Below are 20,954 nucleotides of genomic sequence, written 5' to 3' on the forward strand. Positions count from 1 at the left end.
ACCCCCTCCGGGAAGGATCGACATGAGCACCAACACACCCGACTCGTCCGGCGCATCCGGCGCCCGGGGCCCGCTCGCCCTGGCGCGGCGCGTCACCATGCCCCTGTTCAAGACCGGCCTCGTCGTCTTCCTGCTGCTCGGCCTCGTCGTGGTCGTCAGCCAGGCGATCGGCGTCGCCGGAGGCGACCCCGGCCTGGTCTCCGGGGCCGTCGACACCATCGGCAGGGCCATGACGGTCGTCGCGGGGCTCACCGGCCTGCTCGCGTTCGCCATGTCCTATCTCTTCTCCTGGGACAGCGGCGGCGAGGACTGAGCGACGCCGAAGGGGTTGTCGATGGCGTACCGCCAGCGGCCGTCCGGGCCGCGGCGGGCCACGTCCGTCGCCGTGCCCTCGACCCGCACCGCCGCTCCGTCCGGCCCGGTGCCGGCGATGACCCAGTCCACGACGAGCAACGCGACGTCCCCGTTGCGGTAGACGTGTCGGGACGCGACCCGGATCGGAACGCCGAGCCCCTGGAGGCGGCCGTTGGCGGCGTTCAGATCGGCACCCGTCACGGGTCGCCCCGGCTCCGGGACGAGCACCCCGGCGTCCTCGTAGACCTCGGCCAGCGCGGCGGCGTCACCACTGTTGAACCGCTCGGCGAACACCGCGGGCACCTCGTCCGGCTCCCTGGCCAGCTCTCGCATGATGGGGTGCGTCCTTCCGTGGGCGGACAATCGACGTGACCCAGACGCTAGGAGGTGCCCTCGTGGCTCACCAAACGGTTGGTCACCCACCACCCGGACTCCCCGACCACCCGCACACCACCGCCCCGGCGCCCACCCCCACCTGCCCGGTGGAGATCACGCTCGCCGCCCTGAGCGGCCGGTGGACCACCCTGGTGATACGCGAACTCCTCCGCGGCAGCCGGTCCTACAGCGACCTGAGGCGGGCCCTCCCCACCCTGTCGGACAAGGTCCTCACCGACCGCCTCTCCCACCTCACCGCCACCGGCGTCGTCCACCGCGACCGCCACCCGGGCTGGCCCCCACGGGTCCGCTACACCCTCACCCCCCACGGCCACCGCCTCGGCCCGGTCCTCCAGGCCCTGTGGGACTGGGGAGCACGGGACGGGTAGCCGCCGCAGGCCGGCAGTCCGCCGGGGGCCAGCAGGCCCTCCCCTTCGGCCCTCACTTCCGCGCCATCCCCATCAGCGCCTTGTGGGAGACACCCCGGACACAGCGTTGACCATGGGGCGTCTTCGGACTGCCCCTACCGGAAGCCCTCCTCCCGGGGCCAGCGGTCCTCGATGTGGAGCTGGATCAGTGCGGCGTGGGAGAGCGGGCTGCCGAGATCGGCGACGTCCCCGTTGGTCGTGTAGTCCAGGAGCACCACGTCCTCCGCGGCGCGCAGCCGCTCGACCAGGTCGGCGACGCGGTGCTCCAACACCCACCGGTACGCCGGCAGGTAGATGCGGCGCCGCGCCGCCTCGTACGGCAGCAGCCCGTCGCCCTCCAGCCCCGCGCGGTGCCCCCGGACCGGCCCGTACCGCCGCACCGTCCGCTTCAGTCCCCGCATCGTCGTGACGCCGAGTCGCGTCGGATCGACGTCCGCGCCCTCGAAGACCTTCAGCGCCTGCCAGATCCCCTCAACCGACTGGCTGGTCACCCCCTCCGAGAACGGCACCGGTATCCCGCCGTGCGGGAAGAACGGACTGAACCGCGCCCACGGCTCGGGGCCCCTGGACGTCACGTCGACGATCTCCGCCCTCGGAAACGTCGCACTCACCGCGGCCCGCGCCCGCCGACGACTGACCACCCGCATCGCCATCCCACGACTCCTCTCCCCCACGGAGCCCCAGCATGCCGCCTGCCACTGACACTGACACTGGCTGACCCTGGTTGTCGGACGTCCGTGACATCCTCGTCCGGACCGGTCGGACGCTGGGGAGGCGTCACCGAACGTCGGGAGGGACATCGTGGAACGGCACGCGCGGCGACATCCGGACGCGGAGATCGGCCCGACATCGCCGAACCCCGTCGAACGACTGACGCTGGCCCTGCCCGCGTTGCGTCACCTTGAGGCCCGCCAGTCCGCCTCGATCGACTGGGACAAGGTCACCGGACGGCTGGGCACCGATCTGCCCGGTGACTTCAGGGCGTTCGCCGACCGCTTCGGTGCCGTCGTGATCGACGACTTCGTCCGCCTCACCCCGCCCGGGCCCGAGGACTGCGAACAGTTCCTCCGGGACGTGAGATCCGGACTGGAGATTCTCGGCGACTGGTCGAGACGCGACATGAGCAGGGGCTATGCGGCCTATCCGCGGGCGGGTGGCCTGCTGCCGTGGGGAGACTCCCTCGAGGGAGACATGTTCTTCTGGGACACGTCGCCTGGCGATCCGGAGCGGTGGCCGACCGTCATCGCGACAAGGAGCGACGTCTGGTCCGTTTTCGAGGGCGGCATGTGCGACTTCCTCACCGAGTGGCTGAACGGCGACCCCCTGGAGATGTGGGGTCTGCCACCGATCCACCCGGTGGTGGAACCGGCATGACGGGAAGACGATGACCCTCGCGTCGCTTCGCCCAACTGCACATGTCCGTCACCACGGTTCGGACATACGAGAGTGTGGAGGGGACCCACACGACGACCCTCCACGATCCCATGGACGGCTCGACAGCACGCGTCACGGACCGCCGTCAGGGCCCCGGGGCAACGGTCGTCACCTCGGGGCCTCGCGATCTCTGGGCGGACATCGAGAACGCCCACGACCACTGGCTCGGCATGAACCGACCGCGCCGTGAGTGGTTCACCATCACGGCCACCCGGGGGGGTCAGACCCTCCGCTTCACCGCCCCGGACGGGCGGGCCCATGAGTGGCCCCTGTGACGCTCCGCTCGCTGTCCGGGATGACCTCGTGGTCGGGAGGGGAGCCGGCCTTCAGCTCGCGACCTGACCCCGCGCCACGGCCCGGACGAAGACGCCCCAACTCGTCGACGGAACGACCAGCGCGGGGCCGTGGGGGTTCTTGCTGTCCCGGACGGGAACGACGCCGGATGAGACGCTGCTTCGCGAGAACTCGACGCAGTCGCCGCCGTTGGCGTCACTGTGAGAGGACCTACGCCACTCGACTGCGGTGAGGTCCCGGATCACACTCATCCGCGGTACTCCTTCATCAAGCTGGTGATCAGGTTCCGCGACTGTTCGGGCGAGAACGCGTGCGCCCTGAGCAGATCATAATCGTCCAGCGCGGCAGTGACCGTCTTGGCGGAGTCGTGCATCCTGCCGCCCACTCGCGTCTCCGTATAGAGCACGGTGGGCGAGTCGTCGAAGTGCAACACGGTGAACGGCTTCGTGGACGCGGCCGGAACGCCCGCCGTGAACGGCAGCACCTGGAGTCGGATGTGGGGTGACGCGGCAGCGGCCCGAAGATACTGCAGCTGGCCGACCATGACCTCCGAGCCGCCCACCACCGTACGGAGACACGCCTCGTTGAGGATGATCCAGAGCAACGGCGGAGCGTCTCGTTCGAAGATCTCGCGGCGCCGCACACGCGCGGCGGTCTTGCCGTCGATCACCTCCGCTTCCTCGTCGGGGAAGTAACTGCGAAAGATGGCCCGCGCGTAGTCCTCGGTCTGGAGAAGACCCTTCACCAGGGTCGCGGAGTAGTCCAGGATCCGCGACGCCTTGCGTTCCAGGTTGAGGTAGGGCACGAACCACGACGGATGGTCGCCCTCGTCGATGCGGCGCAGCAGGTCCGCGAACAACTCCCCAGTACCGAACGCCCTGTCACAGCCCTGGGCGAACTTCACGCTCGGCCTGGGCAGCAACTTCCCGGCCTCGACGCGGCTCACGTAGGCCTCGGAGTAGCCGGCGGCCGTGCCGAGGTGCTTCTGCGTCAGCTTCCGCGTGAGGCGCAGCTTCTTGACGTCCGCACCGAAGCGTTGGAGCGGGTTCAAGTGCGCAGCAGGGGCCGTCTCGTCCAACGCCGTGACCTCTCGCCTTGGGGACGCGAGCAGCATCGCAGCAGGTAGTGGGCTTGCGCATCGGCCTTCAAGTCGCGTCACCCGAACGAGTCGCGCGTTGTCCTGGTCGAACGGACACGCATCCACGACCCTGCGGAGGCTGACGACATGGACGAACTCGATGCGGCGCGTCCCCGCCCGTTGACGTGGGGACCGAAGGAAATCCCCGTGCCGTACATCACGCCGTGGAGCGCCGAACGCGTATGCGCGGGCCGCGCCTTGGCCGTCCGCCGGGACGGGACAGGGCTGTGCTACGAGGACGAGACGGCGGCCGACCGGGACGCACACGGCGTGCTGTGGAGCCGGCTGGTCTGGGCGCCCGGCGAGGGGACACCCAGGTTCCGCGTCGTGCACCCCGCCCGGCAGCGCCGGGCGTTGCTGGAGAACCTGTGTCAGGTGTGCGGCGGGCCGGCCAGCCGGACAGGGCAGGGGTGGCTGTACCTGGTCGCGGCGGCCGACGCGGCCGAGGTCGTCGAGGGCATGCACAGCATGAAGCCGCCGGTCTGCCTGCCCTGCGCCGGCATCGCCCTGCGGCACTGTCCGCATCTCTCGGACAGCACCGCGCCGCTGGCCGTCCGCGTCCGGCGGCCCAGGGCCCGGGCGGTCTACGGCGACTTCTACGTGCCGGACGCCAGCGGCCGCCTGACCAGGGCCGGCGGCGGCCTCCTCCCGTACACCCACCGCCACCGCGCCTGGTTCCTGGCCTCCCAACTCGTCGCGGAACTCCGCCGCTGCACGGTCGTGGACCTCGCCGCCGAACTCACGGCATAGCCGAGCTCAGGTCATGGAAGTCACGGCCGCACGAACTCGTCGTGCGGCGTCGCCTCGACGCCGTCCAACTCGTCGAGCCTGTTCTGCGCGAGGGCCAGATCGTCCTCCAGGTCCTCAAGAGCCTGAGGGCTGACGAGCAGAACCACGACACGGCCCTTCTCGTCCGTGAGGGCAACGTCCCGCCGGCTGGCGGCCACGTGGGCGGCCAGCTCGCCCAGGCGCGTCTGTGCGTCGGCGATGGGGATGGTCTCCCAGGGTCCTTCCCTCGTCAGACCAGGCGGCGGCGTGTCATCGCTCATGAACTCAGTGTAGGCGTCGGGCACCTCTCCGGGGCCGGTGGCAACGGCTGAGGCGACGAATCCCGATTGCCTCGGTGCCGGGCGACGCCGCAGAATGGCCGGGTGATCCCTCAACTTCGCGACCTCCGTCATCCGGAACCCGCCACCCACGTTGAGGATCACCACCTTGAGCTACGCGATACGTGAGTACGCGCCCGCCGACGAGACCTCCTGGCTGCGTTGCCGGGTGCTCTCCTTCCTCGGTACCGCCTACTTCGACAACGTGAAGAAGGCCAAGACGGACATCGATCCGCCCGGCTTCGAACTGGTCGCCGTGGCGGACGACGGGCTCGTCGTCGGCGTCATGGATGTCACCGTCGAGGGCGAGTTGGCCACCATCGACACCGTCGCGGTGCATCCCGACTACCAGCACCGGGGCATCGGCCGCGCCCTGCTCGCCGAGGCCCGTGCGCGCGTCCGACGCGTCGGGAGCGCGACGCTGGACGCCTGGACCCGCGACGACCCGGAGACGTTGCGGTGGTACCGGGCGATGGGCTTCGCCGAGAGCGAGCACTACCTCCATGTCTTCGCCAACCACTACGCCGACGCGGCGGAGCCGGACCGGGCGATCGCCGACCGCAGGCCGGAACTTCACCCCATGACCGTCTTCCTGCACGGTGACCTGCGCGACGAGCGGACCATGCGGGAGCGGTTCAGCCGGGTGCACGTCTGCCGTCGCTTCTCGATGGAGCCGTGAGAGTCTGCCGATGACCAGCCAACCGACGAACGAGGACGCCATCCGGCAGTGGAACACCCTGCCCCGCGAGGCGCTGGAAGCGATGGAGCCGGACGGCGACTTCGCCAAGCGCCATCTGATCAACCCGGTGCTGCTGCGGATGCTCGGCGACGTGCGGGACCAGCGGATCCTGGACGCCGGATGCGGCCACGGCTACTTCAGCCGCATGCTGGCCGAACGCGGCGCCCGCGTCACCGGCGTCGAGCCCACCGACGCGATGTTCGGTTACGCCCGGGAGAAGGAGCGTGCCCACCCGCAGGGCATCCGTTACGTCCAGGCCGACCTGACCCGGCTGCCGGACCTCCACGACGTCCACGACGAAGGCGACGGGTTCGACGCCGTCGTCTGCAGCATGGTGCTGCCCGCCATCCCGGACTGGAGGCCGGCCATGCGGGCCTGTGTGCGGGCGCTGCGGCCGGGTGGGCTGTTCGTCTTCTCCGTCAACCACCCGGCCTTCGAGCAGTTGTTGACCACCTGGCGGGAACACGGGGCGTACCGGACGAGGCGTTACCTGGAGGAGTACGCGATACCCCTCACCTACGCCACCGACTTCCACCGTCCGATCTCGGCCTACCTCAACGAGCTGGCGGCCCTCGGGTGCCGGCTGCGCGAGATCGCCGAGCCCGGCCTCGATCCCGACGTCGCGCGGGAGGCGGCCGCCACCGCATCCGGCATCGAGAGCTACGTGCACCTCCCCAACTTCCTGATCGTCGCCGCCGAGCGGTACCGGCGGTTCACGCCCACGCCGTGACGGGGGTGAAGGAGCTGTCCTGGCGGTAGAGGTCGGTGCCGTCCGACACGTCCACGCGGAGCTGGTAGTCGTAGTGGCGCAGGTAGCGTCCCGGGTAGTTGAACGACTCGAAGCGGACGGAGCCGGAGGACGTGCCGGTCCGGCCGACGAACGTGGCGTCGCGGGCGAAGATCTCCGTGCCGTCGTCGGCGTCGAACCGCCCGCGGAAGTCGTAGTGCCGCAGGTAGGCGCCGGCCGCGTTGCGGAGGGAGTAGCCGTTCGCGTCGGCGAGGCCGGGGACGACGGTGATCGTCGCGGCCTGCTTCTGCGCGGCGGTGCTGGAGGCGGTCACCGCGGCGAGGTTGAGCAGCGCGGACTGCTCCTGCCAGTACTGGGCGGGGTAGTTGACGGACTGGAAGGAGCGGGTGACGCCGGTGCCGAGGCTGACGCCGCCGGACACCGTCTCCCTGAGCACGGTGAAGTGGCGCGCCATGCCCGAGATGCCGGGCAGGCCGGCCGGGGTGGTCCAGGTGGCGAAGGTGTCGTAGCTGTCGCTGTAGTAGTAGGTGCCGTCGCCGTAGCCGTCGTAGAAGATCCGCCAGCCGCCGCTGTCGAGCTGCACCAGCGCGGGGCCCTCGCGGGTGCCGCCCCAGCCCGCCCAGTTGCCGGTCCTGCTGATGCTGTACGGGCCGGTGACGCGGGACGCGGTGGCGTACTCGATGTACTTGGTCGTCTCGTTCTTCGTGAAGGCGTGGTAGGTGGAGCCGATCCGCACGACGAACGTGTCGATGTGGTTGGCGCCGATGCCGGACAGCGCGACGGGCGAACCCCATGCGGTCAGCGCGGCGTTGCTGGCCCTGAGCAGGTACGGGGTGAAGATCCACTCGTCGTTGGTGGTGGAGCAGGACACGATGACGTTGACGCTGCCGTCGCTGTCGACGAACCATTCGGGCGCCCAGGCCCGGGAGAGGTTCGCGATGGGGACCGGGTGGTCGTACAGGAAGGTCCAGCTCAGGCGGTCGGAACTGCGCGCGAAGCCGATGGTGCTGCTGGGGTCCTGCCAGGTGTGGGTGGTGTAGGTGAGGTAGTAGTAGCCGTCGGTGTGCCTGAGGATGCTGGCGTCGCGGACCCGGTTGCTGGGCGGCGTGTAGGCGGAGGCCCTGGCGAGCCGGAAGTCGGTGGCGTCGTCGGACTGGTAGACGTTGACGGTGCCGTCGTTGCTGTTGAGGAACGGCACGATGGTGTACCGGGTGGCGGACCCCCGGGGCGGCGCCGCGGCCAACGCCCCGGGCGCCTCCCCCAGGACGAGCCCCGCGGCGGGCAGGGCGGCCAGCCCGTGCAGCACGGTGCGGCGGGAGGGTCTGAAACGGGGTGGGTTCACGTGCGGCTCCTCATCTCTCTTCGCGTTCACCATTTCGAACAGAGTTCGGCACATCGACCAAACCGTAAACACACGCCGCGTACACGTCAACGCCCATCGCTCAAACGGATCACCCAGGGCGAGAATGAGGTACTGAGGTACTATGACCTCAGGAGGTGGTCGCATGCCGGCGACGGCGAAGGCGGGGCGGCAGGCCCCCCTGAAGGTGGATCCGGATACCGACAAGTTGATCAGCCAGGGCGCGCACTTCCTCGGGCTCACGAAGAAGGACCTCGTCGCCGAGGCGGTGCGCGTCTATCTGGAGCAGCGGCGCGAGGAGCTGCGAGCCGGCATGGTCGAGGCGCTGCGCGTACTGGACGGCTCGCTGAAGGGGGACGTCATGATGCTGACCGGACTGACATCGGAGGAGATCGACGCGGTCGGCGGCGTCGAGGAGTAATGAGACAATCGCCCAGTGTGACCATCTCGACCGACTCTGCGCTGCCTGCGCCAGGACCTCGATGTTGCCCTGCCCCCGGTGACCGTCCCACTGGACGAGCTGGAGCATCCGTTGATCGCGAAGACGGAGCGACAGTTCTCGGAAGACGCCACACGGCACGAGCGCATCCGAGCGATTGATGACCGGGTGTTGTTCAAGGTCAAGGTCCAGCGGTGGCGCGGGGCGGTCTGGCTGAACGTCGATCTGCCCTGGTTGGTGGCCGCCGGGCGTCGGGAGGATGGTTCATCCGACGACTTCTACGCCGCCTTGACCGCGGAGGGCGCGGCGGCTCGGACCCGCCACAACGCCACCCACGCCGACAGCCTCAGGACGAACACGCACACCGTGCACCTGCTGCCGAACCACGAGGACCATATCCGTTATCAGGCCGAGGGCGCGGTCCGTCTCCTGCGCCGCCTGCGCGCGACGATCGGTGACCTGGTCCGCGCCTCGTTGTGCGACGGACGCGAGCACACGGGCGAGTTCGAGAGCTTCGCCCTCGGCCTCCAGGTGCGGGCGGACACGGGCACGAGACGTACGTCGCCGTCCGGATCACCGGCTCGGTCCCGGGGAACCTCGCGACCGTGATCCTCGGGAACGTTCCGGGCTGCGAGGCTGACGGTTGGTATCCCGAGTACGCCCTGCCCGAACGCGACCTGCTGCCCGCCGAACAGGCGTGGTCCAACCTCATGGACCCCGTCGCCGCGGCCAAGCTGCTCGATGAGGACCCTGACGCGGGTAAGCGGTGACGTCCGTAGCGGGGTAGCGCCCGCCGCGAGGGAAAACGGCTTGCGGTCGGGGCGGTGGGGGTCGAGTCTGGGCGGCCGGAGGTAGTGCTGGTGGTCGAGGTTTCGGTGGCTCTCTCGGTTCGTGACCTGGTCGCTGCCGACCTGGGGGCCTGTGGTTGGGCCGGGTCGCCCCTGCATCTGGACTCGGTGGCGAAGCAGTTGGGCAGGGCCGAGCTGGATGAGGTGGACTACCTGGCCGTCTGCCCGCCCTCGGGATTGCCCGTGGCCATCGGCGGAGTCGACTACCGGGTGCGGGAGAACGCCGGCATGCTGTGGCAGCTGGTCGTCCATCCCGCGCTGCGCTCCTGCGGAGTCGGCACGTTCCTCGTCCGGTCCGCGGAGCGGCGCATCACGGCCCGCGGCCTCCGGCTGGCCGAGCTCGACGTGGAGGAGGTCAACCCGCGAGCGCGGACGCTCTACGAACGGCTGGGCTACGTCGCGTACGGCAGCGAGCCCGCCGCATGGGACGAGCTGGGTCCTGACGGCTCGGTGCGCCGCTACGAGACGGTGTGCACGATGATGCGGAAGCGCCTCGTCTAGCGAAGCGCGTTCAGCTCGTCGAGGGCGCGATGGCCGCGCCTGACCACCCCTGGAACGGCATCGTGGCGCCCGTCGCGGATGGGGATCTCGAGCATGTGGAGGATATGTGCCGCTGCGAGCACCGCCGCCCCCTCCCAGCCGACCAGGTCGAAGATTCTCGTCCACAGCCGCCTGCGGACACCGTCCAGCAGCGGATCCCGGAAGGTGTACCACACGAGGGTGGTGAGATCGGTCGCCCGCGTGCCGCTACCCGCGTTCCCGATATCCACGACCGCCACCACCGCTCCGTCACGGACCAGGACGTTGCCCGGCGTTGCGAGATCGGCATGGACCATGTCGGGTGCCTCTCGTGGTGGTGGGACGTCGGCACACACCAGCCGCAGGCACTCGACCAGGGCCGACACCTCGGAGGAATACCCCGGAAGCCTGGCCAGGGACTGGCGGAGAAGCGACTGCTCGGGCGTCTCGTTGACATCCGGCCCGGCGACAGCCGGATCCTGACCGGTGGCGACCCGCCAGGCATACGACCAGTGGTCGTAGGGCTCGGAGGCCTGGCCAGCCTGGAGTTCGATGATCTCCATCAGCTGCTCAACGAGGGACGGGGTCAGCTCTGGCGCGGGAGCCGCGTCAACGAAGTCCATCAGATGCCACACATGAGTGGCGGTGGCCCCCACTCCGAGCCAGGCCGGGGTGGGGTAGCCGCGCCCACGCATGTGCTCGACGATTCTCCGGGCTCGCAACGTCTCGGCCAGTTGGTCGGGGTGTGCCCGAGGCGCCGCTTTGAGCACCGCGTTCGCCCTTCCGACCAACTGGACGCGCACGGCAACCCCGTTGACGCCTCGGGGTAGGCGACCGAGAGGAGTGACTTCTGCCCCGACCACGCTGGCCACGTCGTCCAGGACCTCGGCCGGCAGTTCTTCGGGATGGGTGCCCTCGTTCATCGGCTCGAAGGGCCGATCGCCGGCTCGGATGGCCGGTCCCGCCGATGCTCGTTGGTCAGGGCCCGGTAACGCGGAGAACTCACTCGGCCAGTATGCCGCGAGCCTCACCAGGCAGAGGAGACACGCCTCAGTCAGCAGATCGTGCCGGCGGGTGGCGCCTCCGAGTCGTGGAGGCGGATGGTCTGGCGGTCCCTGGTGGCCGTGACCGTGTAGGCGGACAGGCGCGGGCGGCCGTTCTCGCGCCACCAGCGCACGGCCGCCGCGACCTCGGCAAGCAGGTCGCGGTCGCCGTAGCGGTACGTGTCGGCCCCCGCGATCCGCGCCCAGGCGGAGTTGTCGCCGGCGAGGAAGAACCAGCCGTCCGGCTCCTGGCGGTAACAGCCCACGCCGGGGAGGCGGACGCTCAGCGCGAACTCGCCGTGCGCGTCCAGGTCGCGCAGGTCCGGTGCGGCGCCCGGGATTCGTTCCGCGCGGTCGTGGGTGGCCGCCCACACGCCGCCGACGTCCAGCGGGCGAACGCGCTGGCCGCGCACCGGCATGAACGTCTCGCCGCCGCAGAAGCCGCCGCGCGCCGTGCCGTCACCCCGCATCCGCAGCCGGATCAGGCCCCGGCCGTGATAGTTGGGGAACCACGGCGTGACGATCACCCCGCCCGGCCGCACCTGCTCCAGCCACGCCGGGGGAACGCGCCGTACGGAGGCCGTCGAGATCAGCCGGTCGTACGGAGCTCCCGCGGGCCAACCCGCCTCGCCGTCGCCGAGCACCACGTGCGGCCGGTAGCCGACCGCGCACAGCGCCTGGATGGAACAGCGGAACAGCACCGGGTCGATCTCCACGGAGGTGACGCCGCGGTCCCCCACCCGCTCGCAGAGCAGTGCGGCGTTGTATCCGCTGCCGGTACCGATCTCCAGCACCCGCTCCCCCGGCCGCGGGTCGAGCGCGGCGAGCATGTTCACCACGGCCCCGGGCGCGCTGATCGAGCTGGTGGCCTCGCGACCCAGCGCACCGGCCCCGGACCGCGTGTTCCCGTCGTCGACCTGCGTGACCAGCGCGGCGTCCCCGTACACCAACTCGGCCCAGCGGTCCGGTTCCTCCCGCCGCTCGACGGACGCCCACCCGCCAACGCCTTCGTCCCACACCCACACCTCGTCCGGCGCGAACGCGTGGCGCGCGACGCGCTCGAACGCCGCTCGCATCCAGTCCTGCCCGAACTCCCCGGCCCGCGCCAGCGACTCGGTGAGCCGCTGGCGCAGGGCGTGCACATCACGCTCGTTCACTTCCCGTGCTTTCCGTTCCCTGGCTTCAACGCGTCCGTCTGCCCGTCGCTGTTGTTCGGCGGCGCCTTCGGCTGCGGCGCCGGCTGGTCCGCGTTCGGCGGCGGCTTGGCGTGCGCTCCCACTTTTTCCTCCGAGTTGCTGGTTCCGCTGGCCGTCCCACCTTGGCCCCGCAACAGCCGGGAATTCCAGGGCTATTCGCGTACCCGCATTATTCGGCCTCGGCACGGAACTCGTCGGCCCACCGCCGCAGGAGACGCCTGGCGTCGTCGCCGGTATCGGCGTGCTGCTGGAAGTACTCGAACAGGGCGGTGTAATGGTCGACGTCCTTCGGATCGCGGAGGACGATGCGTCCCGAGAAGAGTTCCGCAGTAACCAGCGCTCGGTCGTACACGGTGAACGTCTGAAAGGGAGCCTCCGGGACGAATCTGAGCAGCGGCAACACATCAATTCTGATACTGGGCTGGAACGAGAGCTCCACCAGTCTGTCGATCTGAAGGCTCATGACCTCCGGGGAGCACAGTCTCCACCGGACCGCCGACTCGGTCAGCAGGAAGTCGAAGCGCTTGCTCGTGTCACGCAGCGCCTCCTGCCGCTGAAGTTTGAGTGCGATCACCCGGGCGACATCACCATGAGCTGCCGCCATGGGATGAGACATCGCCGCATGCATGTAGGAAGCCGTCTGGATCAGCCCTGTGGGCATCGTCGGGAGGAAGTATCTGAGATGGGTGGCCGACGATTCCAGGGAGGCAAGCTCACGCTGCCGGTGATGAAGTCCGCGCCGCACCGAAGCGCGAACGTCCTCGTACTCAGTGTTCGCGACTCTTGCCAGCGAGACGAGTTGTGCGACTGTTTCGTCATCCACCTCGAGTGCGCGGACGATCTGTCGCACGTCGACCACGCTGGGAAGCACTCGTCCGGTCTCGATGCGTGAGATCTTCGACTGACTCATCCCGCAACGGACGGCCAGCCGCTCCCCCGACAGGCCGGAGGCGAGCCGCAGGGACCTCAGCGCCTGCGCGAGGTCTCTGCGGTCGCTGCCGGCCTGCCGGGGGTCTATGGTCAACGAGCCAGGTGCGCTTCCTCGAACTCCGCGAGTGGAACGGAATGCTCGACGGCGATTCGCTTCCACTCCCGGTACTGGTCGAGATCCGGGTCGTCGAGGAGGAAGCGCCCGATCTGATGTCCCTCGGAGTCGTAGCGCATCTCCACGATCTGGTCGTCCAACATCCAGAAGTCCTGACCAGGAAGTCCCGGATTCGCGCGGTCGGTGAGGTCCAGGACGCGGATCTCCTCACCGGCCCGCACGCTGTGAGCCTGGAAGGCGAACTCCCATCGCAGGTAGTCCGTGAGGGGTCGGGTCACCACGTGCACGCGTCCGATCGTCCGCCCGGTGGCGCAGAAATGGCGGATTCGTCTCCGCCATGCACTGTCCTCGGGAACCTCGACCTTGCCCGTCGCCCGAAACCGCGCCAAGTCGTCCTGTTCGCCGGGCATCCGGTAGACAGGCAGAGTCTCCAGCCGCCATGCGGCTCGCTTGAAGGAGTCGAAGAAGCGAGGCCACTCCTCACCGTCCAAGCGCACGAGCCGCCTCCCTCAGAAGGCGCTCGGGAATCTCCACGATGGCCTCTCCTTCCGGGACCGGACGGTCGACCACAGCCCCCTGCACGGCAATCGTGCGCCGATCGGTGACATAGACCCCAGGACAGTCGTCTTCCCCGCAGTCCTCTTCATCCGACATTCCACACGGCCCGCCGGCGATTAAGCGTAGGTCCATCAGCACCCTCTCCCGATGCTTCGTGTGATCGACCATGAGCGTAGAGCTATCAACTTGAGCGCGGCAACCGCTATGCGCGTCCTTGCATAAACACACCGTCAGAGCTCGAAGATGCCGTGGGAGAAGCCGTCGGCTCGGATGGACTGGGTGGTGAGGGTGACGCCGGAGTGGTCCAGGGGGCGGGCCGTGGTCAGGGCGGGGTGGGGGAGGTCGAGGGTGACGGGGTCGCGGCGGGGGTTGATGACGACGAGGTGGCGGTCGCCGCGCAGGTAGGTGAGGGGGTAGCCGGTGTGCAGGACCTCGACCGGGCTGCGGCTGCCCAGCTCGGGGGTGGCCTTGCGGAGCGCGATGAGGCGGCGCACCAGGTGCAGCAGGGAGCCCTCGTCGGCGCGCTGGGCGGCGACCGTGGGGCGCGCGGGGTCGGGGTCGATCGGGAGGTAGAGGCGGTCGGCCGGGGCGGTGGAGAAGCCGGCGTTGGCGGTGTCGTCCCACTGCATCGGGGTGCGGGAGCCGGCCCGGTTGTAGTGCGGGCCGAGCACGCTGCCCTCGTGGTCGGGGAGGTCGGGGATGTACCGCATGCCGATCTCCTCGCCGAAGTAGATGGCGGGGAGGGCGGGCCAGGTGAGCAGGAAGGCGAAGGCCGGGGGCAGTTGTTCGGCCGTGCGGGGGCCGCAGGCCAGCCGGGAGAAGTCGTGGTTCGAGGTGGGCAGCGACACGAAGCCGCGGTCGCCGATGGCGGTCGTGGCCGACTGCCAGGCCGCCAGGAACTCGTCGAACGAGCCGCGTCCCTCGGCGTCGAAGTAGGTGGTGAACGGCGGCCAGTTCTCGTTGACCGTGCCGTGGCCGTTGCTCCACAGCGAGCGCATCGGGAGGCCGTCGTCCGTGCCGCCGAACTGGAGGAAGAAGTCGGAGTGGAAGCCGGCCGGCACGGACTGCTCGGGGTCGCCCCACTCGGCCAGCAGCGCGGCCTGTCGGTGGGTGCGGTCCAGCCAGCCGCGCAGCTCGGTCCACAGCCGGCGGGTCTCCTTCAGACCCGGGTCGTCCTTGACCAGCGAGTGGGCCATGTCCACGCGGAAGCCGGCCAGCCCGAGGCAGAGCCAGTGGTTCATGATGTCCCGCAGCGCCTTCCGGTTGGCGCGTGGGCCCTCGGCGTCGACCGACTGCCGCCAGGGCTCCTCGGGGTGCGGCCGGGCGTAGCCGAAGTTGAGCGCGGGCTGGCTGTCGAAGAAGTTCTTCAGGTAGCCGCCGGGGCGGCTGCCGGGCGAGCGGACGAAGCGGTCGGGCAGGACCGCGTCGCCGCCGGGCTCCTCGCCGGTGGTCCAGATGTACCGGTGGTCGTCGGGGTCGTTGGCGGCGGCCGTGAACCAGGGGTGCTGGTCCGAGGTGTGCCCGGCCACCAGGTCGAGCATCACCCGGATGCCGCGCCGCGCCGCGTTGTCCACCAGCTCGGCCAGGTCGTCGTCGGTGCCGTACCGCGGGGCGACGGCGAGGTAGTTCGACACGTCGTAGCCGGCGTCCCGGAAGGGGGAGGCGAAACAGGGGTTGAGCCAGACGGTGTTGACCCCGAGCCACTCCAGGTACTCGAGGCGCTCGGTGATGCCGTCGAAGTCGCCGATCCCGTCGCCGTTCGAGTCGGCGTAGCTCTGCGGGTAGATCTGGTAGAGCACGGCGTCGGCCAGCCAGGACGGCACGTGGTGCGGGTGCGGGGAGGGCGACGTGGGGGGCATGCGGCTACGGCCCTTTCGTGCGGGAGCGGGCGGGTCCGTGACCGGCGTCCACCGGTCACGGTCCCAGCCTCGCACGCCGCACCGTCAGCGGCGTGGGACCGTCAGGGGAGCGCGCCGGCCGCGGCGCCCAGCTCGGTGAGGACCGCGGAGTTCAGCGCGAAGGCGTGCCGGCACTCCTCCACCATGCGCAGCTTCTCGTCGGCGCCGACCGGCACGGCGTCCAGCCGGGCGCGGTACTCGCGCTTGTACGCGGCCGGGTTGCCGATCAGGTCGAAGACGTAGAACCGCACGCCGTCGCCCTTGCGGGTGAGGCCCCATGCCTTCTCGGCGGTGCCGCGCACCACCTGACCGCCCGACAGGTCCCCCAGGTACCGGGTGTAGTGGTGGGCGACGTACCCGCCGGGCCAGTCCCCGGCCACCTCGCGGAGCCGTGCGACGTAGCCGGCGGTGGCCGGCAGCGGGGTCGCCGAGGCGCGCCAGTCGTCGTCGCCGTCCTCCAGCGCGTGCAGGTGGTCGAGGTCGCGCTCCAGCGCCGCGGTGCGCATCAGTTCGGGGCGCACGAACGGGCCCGCCACCGGGTCCTCGGTGAGTGGCCGCGGGACGTCCTCCAGGGCGCGGTACACGAACCACAGCTGCTCGGTGTAGTGCCGGAACGCGGCCACGCCCAGCCGGCCGGCGAGCAACTCGGTCATGAAGGCGGAGCCGTTCACCTCGTCGTGCAGCTCGTGCGACGCCTGACGGATGAGTGCGGAGAAGGGGGTGGTCGTGGCGTCCAGCGCGGTGGTCATGCCGAGCCTCCAGGCCGTGCGGCGGGCGCGCGGCAGGCTGGCCGCGCCCGCCCATGGTGACTACTTAGGCTTACCTAAGTCAAGGACTTGCCGACGGTCTGTCGGTAAACACGCGCCCCTCTCGCGCCCTTCTCGCGCTCCTCTCGCGCCGCCCGCCCGGCCGCTACGGGAGCGTCAGGATCTCCGCCCCGGACTCGGTGACCAGCAGCGTGTGCTCGAACTGCGCCGAGCGCCTGCCGTCCTTGGTGACCACGGTCCAGTCGTCGTCCCACATCTCCCACTCGTGGGTGCCGAGGTTCAGCATCGGCTCGATGGTGAACGTCATGCCGGGGTGCAGCACCGTGGTCGCCCCCGGATCGTCGTAGTGCGGGATGATCAGCCCGGAGTGGAACGCGGTGTGGATGCCGTGCCCGGTGAAGTCGCGCACCACGCCGTAGCCGAAGCGCTTGGCGTAGGACTCGATGACCCGCCCGATCACGTTGATCTGCCGGCCCGGCCGGACCGCCCGGATGGCGCGGTCCAGCGACTCCCTGGTGCGCTGGACCAGCAGCCGCGACTCCTCGTCCACCGCGTCCTCGCCGCCGACCAGGTAGGTGGCGTTGAGGTCGCCGTGCACGCCGCCGACGAACGCCGTGACGTCGAGGTTGACGATGTCGCCCTCGCGCAGCTCTGTGGAGTCGGGGATGCCGTGGCAGATCACCTCGTTGACGGAGGTGCACAGCGACTTGGGGAAGCCGCGGTAGCCCAGCGGCGAGGGGTAGGCGCCGTGGTCGCACAGGAAGTCGTGGGTGACCTGGTCCAGCGCGTCCGTGGTGACGCCCGGCGCGATGTGGCTCGCGGTCTCGGCGAGCGCCTGGGCGGCGATCCGGCCGGCCACCCGCATCCGCTCGATCGTCTCCGCGTCCTGCACGGCGGGTCCCCGGTACGGGGTCGGCCCCTTGCGGCCCACGTACTCGGGGCGCGGGATGGCGGTCGGCACGATGCGGGTGGGAGAGATGGTGCCGGGGGCGAGAAGCGACTGGCCAGACATGCGAACGAGTCTACGGGCGGGCAGGATAAGGGCATGGCTGCATCCTCTGGTGGTTCCTCCGGTGGTCGCTTCAACGTGTTCGGCCGCTCCCGCCGCGCCCCGACCGGCCAGCCGGGCGAGTGGTACTACTGCCTGAAGCACCACAAGGTCGAGGAGGGGCCCGAATGCCCGGCCAAGAACCGCCTCGGCCCGTACGAGTCCCGGGAGGAGGCGGCCCGGGCCATCGAGATCGCCCGGGACCGGGACGAGTCCTGGCGCCGTGACCCGCGGTGGAACGACCGGGGTCGCGACGACGAGTCGTAGCTTTGGCAGGATCGGGGGCATGACGACTAGCGACGCCGGAAGCGATGCAGGGAACGACGCGGGCTCGGCGAAGAAGGCTCCCGCCAGGGACCCGTGGGAGCTGCCCGACGTCTCCGGGCTGGTGGTCGGGGTGCTCGGCGGCACCGGCGACCAGGGGCGCGGGCTGGCCTACCGGCTGGCCAGGGCCGGCCAACAGGTGATCATCGGCTCCCGGGCCGCCGAACGGGCCGAGGCCGCCGCGGCCGAACTCGGTCACGGAGTACGGGGCATGGACAACGCGGCGTGCGCCCGGGCCAGCGACGTGGTGATCGTCGCCGTGCCGTGGGAGGGGCACGCCCGCACCCTGGAGGGCCTCGCCGGGGACCTGGCGGGGACGTTGGTGGTGGACTGCGTCAACCCGCTCGGCTTCGACAAGCGCGGCGCCTACGCGGTGCGCCCCGAGGAGGGCAGCGCCGCCGAGCAGGCGGCCGCGCTGCTGCCCGAGTCCCGGGTGACGGCCGCGTTCCACCACCTGTCGGCGGTGCTGCTGCGGGACCCGGCGATCGAGAAGATCGACACGGACGTGCTGGTGCTCGGGGACTCCCGGGCGGACTGCGAGATCGTGCAGGCGCTGGCCGGGCGCATTCCGGGCATGCGGGGCATCTTCGCCGGCCGGCTGCGCACCGCGCACCAGGTGGAGTCGCTGGTGGCGAACCTGATCGCGGTCAACCGCCGGTACAAGGCACACGCCGGCATCCGCCTCACGGACGTCTGACCCGGACCGTCCGGCGAAGGACGTCGCCGGGCCTGGGACAATGGCGGGGCACCGTCCCGACGCCCGCCCGGAGCCGCCGCCATGTCCCCCGCCCCCACGACGCCCGCGCCCGCCGCCACCAGGTCCCGGCGCCTGGCCTACTACGCCCTGCTGGTCTGCGCGCTGACGGTCGCGGCGGCGGTGGTCTCGTTCGTCCGGGGCAACATGCTGGGCGTGATCTGGGTGCTGCTGGCCGGCCTGTCCTCGAACATCGCCTGGTACTACTTCAGGCGCTCCCGCCCGGCCGGCCGCGCCGGCGACGCGTAGCCCACCGGCCGCTGACCGGCCGCTGACCGGTCGAAGCCAGCCGGCCAGGGTCAGCCGGCCAGGGCCAGGTCGGGGTCAGCGGGCCGTGCAGGCGCGGATCTCCCGCTCGCTGGCGTTGCCGCCGCTGCACATCACGGCGACCCGGCGGCCGGCGAAGCGCTCCGGGTCGGCCAGCACCGCGGCCAGCGCGGCGGCGCCCGCGCCCTCCGCCAGGGTGTGCGCGTCGCGCATCAGCAGCCACTGGGCGGCGGCGATCGCCTCGTCCTCGACCAGCACGAAGTCGGCGAGCCCGGGACGCAGCATCCGTTGAGTCAGCTCGAAGCCGCAGCCGGTGGCGACGCCCTCCACCCGGGTCCGGTTGGCGCGGGCCACCAGCCGGCCGCCGCGCCACGAGTCATGCGCCGCCGGCGACGCGGCGGACTGGACGCCGATGACCTGGCAGCCGGGCGCCACGGCCGCGGCGACCAGGCACGCGGCGGCGGCGCCGCTGCCGCCGCCGATCGGCACCACGACCGCGTCGAGGTCGGGGGCCCGCTCGAAGACCTCCAGGTAGGCGGTGGCGACGCCGGCGATCAGCTCGGGCTCGTCCGCCGCGCTCACCAGGCGCATGCCGCGCTCCGCGGCGATCTTGGCGGCGTGGTCGCGGGCCGCCTCCAGGTCCGCGCCGTGCTCGATCAGCTCGGCGCCGCGCGCCCGGACGGCCGCGGCCTTGGCCGGGTTCGGGTCCTCGGGCATGACGATGACGCAGGGCGCGCCGAAATGCGCGGCGGCGTAGGCGAGGGACTGGGCGTGGTTGCCCGTGGAGTAGCCGAGCACGCCGCGGGCCCGCTCGTCCGGGGTCATGCCGGCGAGCAGCGTGAGCCCACCGCGGACCTTGAACGCGCCGGTGGGCTGGACGTTCTCGTGCTTGACCAGCACGTGGGCGCCGGTGGTCGCGTACAGCGCCGGATAGGACCACATCGGGGTCGGGGGGAGGTGCGCCGCCAGCAGGCGACGGGCGCGCAGCGCGTCGGTGATGGTCGGGGGGAACAGCCCCGTGTCGGTGGACATGCCCCACCGTCCCACGAAACGGTCACATAGCTCCAATGGATGCTACCGATGAACATATCGACATGGTCTATGGATCGTGCCGGCCCGACCCTAGGGTGAGGGAATGCTGGACCTGAACCGCCTCCGCGTGCTGGTCGCCGTCGCCCGGGAGGGCTCGGTGACCGCCGCCGCCGAGGCGCTGCACTACGCGCAGCCGTCCGTCAGCCACCATCTGGCCCGGCTGGAGGCCGAGGCGGGCGTGGTGCTGCTGCGCCGGGTCGGGCGCGGGGTGGTGCTCACGGACGCGGGGCGGCTGCTGGTGGAGCGCGCGGAGGAGATTCTCGGGCAGGTCGAGGCGGCGCGCGCCGAGTTGGCGGCGCACGCCGGCCTGCGCGCCGGGCGGGTGCGGCTCGCGGCGTTCCCCAGCGCGTTGGCCACCCTGGTGCCGTCGGCCGCGGCGCGGCTGGCGGCGGAGCATCCGGGCGTGGAGCTGGCGCTGACCGAGGCCGAACCGCCGGAGGCGCTGGTCGCGCTGCGCAACGGGGAGGTGGACGCGGCGCTGGTGTTCGAGCTCGGGGAGCCGGCGGACCCGGTCGGGGGCGGGGCTGGGGGCGGGCCCGGGGCCGGGGAGCGGCGCAACATGACGGTCACGCCGCTGCTGGAGGAGCCGCTGTTCCTGGTGACGCCGGCCGGCGAGGCCGGGCGGTTCGAGGACCTCGCGGCGTACGCCGAGCGCAGCTGGATCGCCGGCTGCGCGCGGTGCCGGGCGCATCTGGTCGCGGTGTGCGAACGCGCGGGGTTCGCGCCGCGGATCACGTTCCAGACGGACGACTACGTGGCGGTGCAGGCGCTGGTCGCGGACGGGCTCGGGGTGAGCGTGCTGCCGGGGCTCGCGCTGGACGCGCACCGGCATCCGGGGGTGCGGGTGGACCGGCTCCCGGGCGACCGGCGGCGCGTCTCGTTCGCCGTCTACGGCCGCCCGCCCGCGCCGGAACCGGTGCGGGCCTTCGCCGCCGCACTGGGCCTTGCCGGCCGATCCCCGCGGACCGCGACCCCAGGGGACGGGGGCACTCCCCAGGCCGCCCCATGGGCCTGGGGCGACCCGGGCTGATCCTCCCCAGCCACAGGGGTCCCCGAGACGAGGTCGAGGGAAGCCGGGATGGGCCCTCACGGTCCACCGGACAGGTCCTCGCCGGGCGGCGGCGTCGGCGGGCGGGTTGTCGTCCGGCGCGGGGTACGTGCCGTCCCGTGGTGTTACCGG

The 20,954-nt window shown here is 71.0% G+C and carries 28 protein-coding genes; 14 read left to right on the top strand and 14 right to left on the bottom strand.

Annotated elements, in window-relative coordinates; genetic code table 11:
* Positions 1–22: 22 nt before the first annotated feature.
* Complete coding sequence (locus tag ABGB06_RS16905) at positions 23–313, top strand: hypothetical protein (RefSeq protein WP_347590052.1); 291 nt, start codon at positions 23–25, stop codon at positions 311–313.
* Here the strand turns inward: ABGB06_RS16905 and ABGB06_RS16910 are convergent.
* The gene (locus ABGB06_RS16910; protein WP_347590053.1) at positions 277–687 is read right to left on the bottom strand and encodes a DUF4440 domain-containing protein; all 411 of its coding nucleotides are present in this window, start codon (positions 685–687) and stop codon (positions 277–279) included. The genes ABGB06_RS16905 and ABGB06_RS16910 overlap by 37 nt on opposite strands.
* A 62-nt stretch (positions 688–749) precedes the next feature.
* Between ABGB06_RS16910 and ABGB06_RS16915 the strand changes: the two genes are divergently transcribed.
* Positions 750–1,118: a helix-turn-helix domain-containing protein gene (locus tag ABGB06_RS16915; protein ID WP_347590055.1), complete on the top strand. Its 369-nt coding sequence runs from the start codon at positions 750–752 to the stop codon at positions 1,116–1,118.
* Positions 1,119–1,252: 134 nt separating this feature from the next.
* Here ABGB06_RS16915 and ABGB06_RS16920 read toward each other — a convergent pair whose 3' ends face one another.
* Positions 1,253–1,810: a hypothetical protein gene (locus ABGB06_RS16920; RefSeq protein WP_347590057.1), complete on the bottom strand. Its 558-nt coding sequence runs from the start codon at positions 1,808–1,810 to the stop codon at positions 1,253–1,255.
* A 148-nt stretch (positions 1,811–1,958) separates the two neighbouring features.
* On the opposite strand from ABGB06_RS16920, the gene ABGB06_RS16925 reads away from it, so the two are divergent.
* Positions 1,959–2,531: a hypothetical protein gene (locus ABGB06_RS16925; protein WP_347590059.1), complete on the top strand. Its 573-nt coding sequence runs from the start codon at positions 1,959–1,961 to the stop codon at positions 2,529–2,531.
* A gap of 386 nt (positions 2,532–2,917) precedes the next feature.
* Here ABGB06_RS16925 and ABGB06_RS16930 read toward each other — a convergent pair whose 3' ends face one another.
* Both ABGB06_RS16930 and ABGB06_RS16935 read right to left on the bottom strand, forming a co-directional pair.
* Entirely contained in the window at positions 2,918–3,136 is a 219-nt protein-coding gene (locus tag ABGB06_RS16930) for a DUF397 domain-containing protein (protein ID WP_347590060.1), read from the bottom strand.
* A complete protein-coding gene (locus tag ABGB06_RS16935) occupies positions 3,133–3,963 on the bottom strand; it encodes a helix-turn-helix transcriptional regulator (RefSeq protein ID WP_347590062.1) in 831 nt (276 codons plus the stop codon). The genes ABGB06_RS16930 and ABGB06_RS16935 overlap by 4 nt, the downstream gene beginning before the upstream one ends.
* 207 nt (positions 3,964–4,170) lie before the next feature.
* Here ABGB06_RS16935 and ABGB06_RS16940 point away from each other — a divergent pair, with 207 nt between their 5' ends.
* Positions 4,171–4,773: a hypothetical protein gene (locus tag ABGB06_RS16940; RefSeq protein WP_347590064.1), complete on the top strand. Its 603-nt coding sequence runs from the start codon at positions 4,171–4,173 to the stop codon at positions 4,771–4,773.
* Positions 4,774–4,793: 20 nt separating this feature from the next.
* Here ABGB06_RS16940 and ABGB06_RS16945 read toward each other — a convergent pair whose 3' ends face one another.
* A complete protein-coding gene (locus tag ABGB06_RS16945; RefSeq protein WP_347590066.1) occupies positions 4,794–5,072 on the bottom strand; it encodes a type II toxin-antitoxin system Phd/YefM family antitoxin in 279 nt (92 codons plus the stop codon).
* A 166-nt stretch (positions 5,073–5,238) separates the two neighbouring features.
* Between ABGB06_RS16945 and ABGB06_RS16950 the strand changes: the two genes are divergently transcribed.
* Together ABGB06_RS16950 and ABGB06_RS16955 are read left to right on the top strand one after the other, a co-directional pair.
* Positions 5,239–5,808 (top strand): GNAT family N-acetyltransferase, encoded by a 570-nt coding sequence (locus tag ABGB06_RS16950; RefSeq protein WP_347590068.1) that lies wholly within the window; start codon positions 5,239–5,241, stop codon positions 5,806–5,808.
* Positions 5,809–5,818: 10 nt separating this feature from the next.
* On the top strand, positions 5,819–6,598 hold the full coding sequence (locus tag ABGB06_RS16955) for a class I SAM-dependent methyltransferase (RefSeq protein WP_347590070.1): 780 nt from the start codon (positions 5,819–5,821) through the stop codon (positions 6,596–6,598).
* On the opposite strand, the gene ABGB06_RS16960 is transcribed toward ABGB06_RS16955, so the two are convergent.
* Positions 6,582–7,991 (bottom strand): glycoside hydrolase family 43 protein, encoded by a 1,410-nt coding sequence (locus ABGB06_RS16960; RefSeq protein ID WP_347590072.1) that lies wholly within the window; start codon positions 7,989–7,991, stop codon positions 6,582–6,584. The genes ABGB06_RS16955 and ABGB06_RS16960 overlap by 17 nt on opposite strands.
* 130 nt (positions 7,992–8,121) lie before the next feature.
* Here ABGB06_RS16960 and ABGB06_RS16965 point away from each other — a divergent pair, with 130 nt between their 5' ends.
* From ABGB06_RS16965 to ABGB06_RS16980, 4 genes are all read left to right on the top strand, one after another.
* Positions 8,122–8,397 (top strand): hypothetical protein, encoded by a 276-nt coding sequence (locus tag ABGB06_RS16965; protein ID WP_347590073.1) that lies wholly within the window; start codon positions 8,122–8,124, stop codon positions 8,395–8,397.
* Between the two features lie 111 nt (positions 8,398–8,508).
* Complete coding sequence (locus ABGB06_RS16970) at positions 8,509–9,024, top strand: hypothetical protein (protein WP_347590075.1); 516 nt, start codon at positions 8,509–8,511, stop codon at positions 9,022–9,024.
* Positions 9,021–9,185, top strand: a complete 165-nt coding sequence (locus ABGB06_RS16975) for a hypothetical protein (protein ID WP_347590077.1) — start codon at positions 9,021–9,023, stop codon at positions 9,183–9,185. Before ABGB06_RS16970 ends, ABGB06_RS16975 begins: the two co-directional genes overlap by 4 nt.
* Before the next feature lie 90 nt (positions 9,186–9,275).
* The gene (locus tag ABGB06_RS16980) at positions 9,276–9,764 is read left to right on the top strand and encodes a GNAT family N-acetyltransferase (RefSeq protein ID WP_347590079.1); all 489 of its coding nucleotides are present in this window, start codon (positions 9,276–9,278) and stop codon (positions 9,762–9,764) included.
* Here the strand turns inward: ABGB06_RS16980 and ABGB06_RS16985 are convergent.
* The 7 genes from ABGB06_RS16985 to map form a co-directional block, all read right to left on the bottom strand.
* The gene (locus ABGB06_RS16985) at positions 9,761–10,705 is read right to left on the bottom strand and encodes a phosphotransferase (protein ID WP_347590081.1); all 945 of its coding nucleotides are present in this window, start codon (positions 10,703–10,705) and stop codon (positions 9,761–9,763) included. The genes ABGB06_RS16980 and ABGB06_RS16985 overlap by 4 nt on opposite strands.
* Before the next feature lie 131 nt (positions 10,706–10,836).
* Positions 10,837–11,982 (bottom strand): protein-L-isoaspartate(D-aspartate) O-methyltransferase, encoded by a 1,146-nt coding sequence (locus ABGB06_RS16990; protein ID WP_347590082.1) that lies wholly within the window; start codon positions 11,980–11,982, stop codon positions 10,837–10,839.
* A gap of 208 nt (positions 11,983–12,190) precedes the next feature.
* The gene (locus ABGB06_RS16995) at positions 12,191–13,045 is read right to left on the bottom strand and encodes a helix-turn-helix transcriptional regulator (protein WP_347590084.1); all 855 of its coding nucleotides are present in this window, start codon (positions 13,043–13,045) and stop codon (positions 12,191–12,193) included.
* A complete protein-coding gene (locus ABGB06_RS17000) occupies positions 13,042–13,563 on the bottom strand; it encodes a DUF6879 family protein (protein WP_347590085.1) in 522 nt (173 codons plus the stop codon). The genes ABGB06_RS16995 and ABGB06_RS17000 overlap by 4 nt, the downstream gene beginning before the upstream one ends.
* Positions 13,564–13,854: 291 nt before the next feature.
* Positions 13,855–15,483, bottom strand: a complete 1,629-nt coding sequence (locus ABGB06_RS17005) for an alpha-amylase family glycosyl hydrolase (protein WP_347590087.1) — start codon at positions 15,481–15,483, stop codon at positions 13,855–13,857.
* A 101-nt stretch (positions 15,484–15,584) separates the two neighbouring features.
* A complete protein-coding gene (locus ABGB06_RS17010; protein ID WP_347590089.1) occupies positions 15,585–16,271 on the bottom strand; it encodes a biliverdin-producing heme oxygenase in 687 nt (228 codons plus the stop codon).
* Positions 16,272–16,434: 163 nt separating this feature from the next.
* The gene (map, locus tag ABGB06_RS17015) at positions 16,435–17,301 is read right to left on the bottom strand and encodes a type I methionyl aminopeptidase (protein WP_347590090.1); all 867 of its coding nucleotides are present in this window, start codon (positions 17,299–17,301) and stop codon (positions 16,435–16,437) included.
* Positions 17,302–17,334: 33 nt separating this feature from the next.
* Here map and ABGB06_RS17020 point away from each other — a divergent pair, with 33 nt between their 5' ends.
* From ABGB06_RS17020 to ABGB06_RS17030, 3 genes are all read left to right on the top strand, one after another.
* Positions 17,335–17,604: a hypothetical protein gene (locus ABGB06_RS17020; protein ID WP_347590092.1), complete on the top strand. Its 270-nt coding sequence runs from the start codon at positions 17,335–17,337 to the stop codon at positions 17,602–17,604.
* A 19-nt stretch (positions 17,605–17,623) separates the two neighbouring features.
* The gene (gene npdG, locus ABGB06_RS17025; RefSeq protein ID WP_347590094.1) at positions 17,624–18,358 is read left to right on the top strand and encodes an NADPH-dependent F420 reductase; all 735 of its coding nucleotides are present in this window, start codon (positions 17,624–17,626) and stop codon (positions 18,356–18,358) included.
* A gap of 81 nt (positions 18,359–18,439) precedes the next feature.
* Entirely contained in the window at positions 18,440–18,664 is a 225-nt protein-coding gene (locus tag ABGB06_RS17030; RefSeq protein ID WP_347590096.1) for a hypothetical protein, read from the top strand.
* Between the two features lie 75 nt (positions 18,665–18,739).
* On the opposite strand, the gene ABGB06_RS17035 is transcribed toward ABGB06_RS17030, so the two are convergent.
* Complete coding sequence (locus ABGB06_RS17035) at positions 18,740–19,714, bottom strand: pyridoxal-phosphate dependent enzyme (RefSeq protein WP_347590098.1); 975 nt, start codon at positions 19,712–19,714, stop codon at positions 18,740–18,742.
* A gap of 103 nt (positions 19,715–19,817) precedes the next feature.
* Here ABGB06_RS17035 and ABGB06_RS17040 point away from each other — a divergent pair, with 103 nt between their 5' ends.
* Positions 19,818–20,804: a LysR family transcriptional regulator gene (locus ABGB06_RS17040; RefSeq protein ID WP_347590100.1), complete on the top strand. Its 987-nt coding sequence runs from the start codon at positions 19,818–19,820 to the stop codon at positions 20,802–20,804.
* The last annotated feature ends 150 nt before the right edge of the window (positions 20,805–20,954 follow it).

The organism is Streptomyces sp. B6B3 (assembly GCF_039871525.1).
Taxonomy (GTDB): domain Bacteria; phylum Actinomycetota; class Actinomycetes; order Streptomycetales; family Streptomycetaceae; genus Streptomyces.

Excerpts from the sequence above, each read along its gene's own strand:
- ABGB06_RS16905 (WP_347590052.1), top strand. The coding sequence starts at position 23 with ATGAGCACCAACACACCCGACTCGTCCGGCGCATCCGGCGCCCGGGGC.
- ABGB06_RS16910 (WP_347590053.1), bottom strand. The coding sequence starts at position 687 with ATGCGAGAGCTGGCCAGGGAGCCGGACGAGGTGCCCGCGGTGTTCGCC.
- ABGB06_RS16920 (WP_347590057.1), bottom strand. The coding sequence starts at position 1,810 with ATGGCGATGCGGGTGGTCAGTCGTCGGCGGGCGCGGGCCGCGGTGAGT.
- ABGB06_RS16930 (WP_347590060.1), bottom strand. The coding sequence starts at position 3,136 with ATGAGTGTGATCCGGGACCTCACCGCAGTCGAGTGGCGTAGGTCCTCT.
- ABGB06_RS16945 (WP_347590066.1), bottom strand. The coding sequence starts at position 5,072 with ATGAGCGATGACACGCCGCCGCCTGGTCTGACGAGGGAAGGACCCTGG.
- ABGB06_RS16955 (WP_347590070.1), top strand. The coding sequence starts at position 5,819 with ATGACCAGCCAACCGACGAACGAGGACGCCATCCGGCAGTGGAACACC.
- ABGB06_RS16960 (WP_347590072.1), bottom strand. The coding sequence starts at position 7,991 with ATGGTGAACGCGAAGAGAGATGAGGAGCCGCACGTGAACCCACCCCGT.
- ABGB06_RS16965 (WP_347590073.1), top strand. The coding sequence starts at position 8,122 with ATGCCGGCGACGGCGAAGGCGGGGCGGCAGGCCCCCCTGAAGGTGGAT.
- ABGB06_RS16985 (WP_347590081.1), bottom strand. The coding sequence starts at position 10,705 with ATGAACGAGGGCACCCATCCCGAAGAACTGCCGGCCGAGGTCCTGGAC.
- ABGB06_RS17005 (WP_347590087.1), bottom strand. The coding sequence starts at position 15,483 with ATGCCCCCCACGTCGCCCTCCCCGCACCCGCACCACGTGCCGTCCTGG.
- ABGB06_RS17010 (WP_347590089.1), bottom strand. The coding sequence starts at position 16,271 with ATGACCACCGCGCTGGACGCCACGACCACCCCCTTCTCCGCACTCATC.
- map (WP_347590090.1), bottom strand. The coding sequence starts at position 17,301 with ATGTCTGGCCAGTCGCTTCTCGCCCCCGGCACCATCTCTCCCACCCGC.
- ABGB06_RS17020 (WP_347590092.1), top strand. The coding sequence starts at position 17,335 with ATGGCTGCATCCTCTGGTGGTTCCTCCGGTGGTCGCTTCAACGTGTTC.
- npdG (WP_347590094.1), top strand. The coding sequence starts at position 17,624 with ATGACGACTAGCGACGCCGGAAGCGATGCAGGGAACGACGCGGGCTCG.
- ABGB06_RS17030 (WP_347590096.1), top strand. The coding sequence starts at position 18,440 with ATGTCCCCCGCCCCCACGACGCCCGCGCCCGCCGCCACCAGGTCCCGG.
- ABGB06_RS17035 (WP_347590098.1), bottom strand. The coding sequence starts at position 19,714 with ATGTCCACCGACACGGGGCTGTTCCCCCCGACCATCACCGACGCGCTG.
- ABGB06_RS17040 (WP_347590100.1), top strand. The coding sequence starts at position 19,818 with ATGCTGGACCTGAACCGCCTCCGCGTGCTGGTCGCCGTCGCCCGGGAG.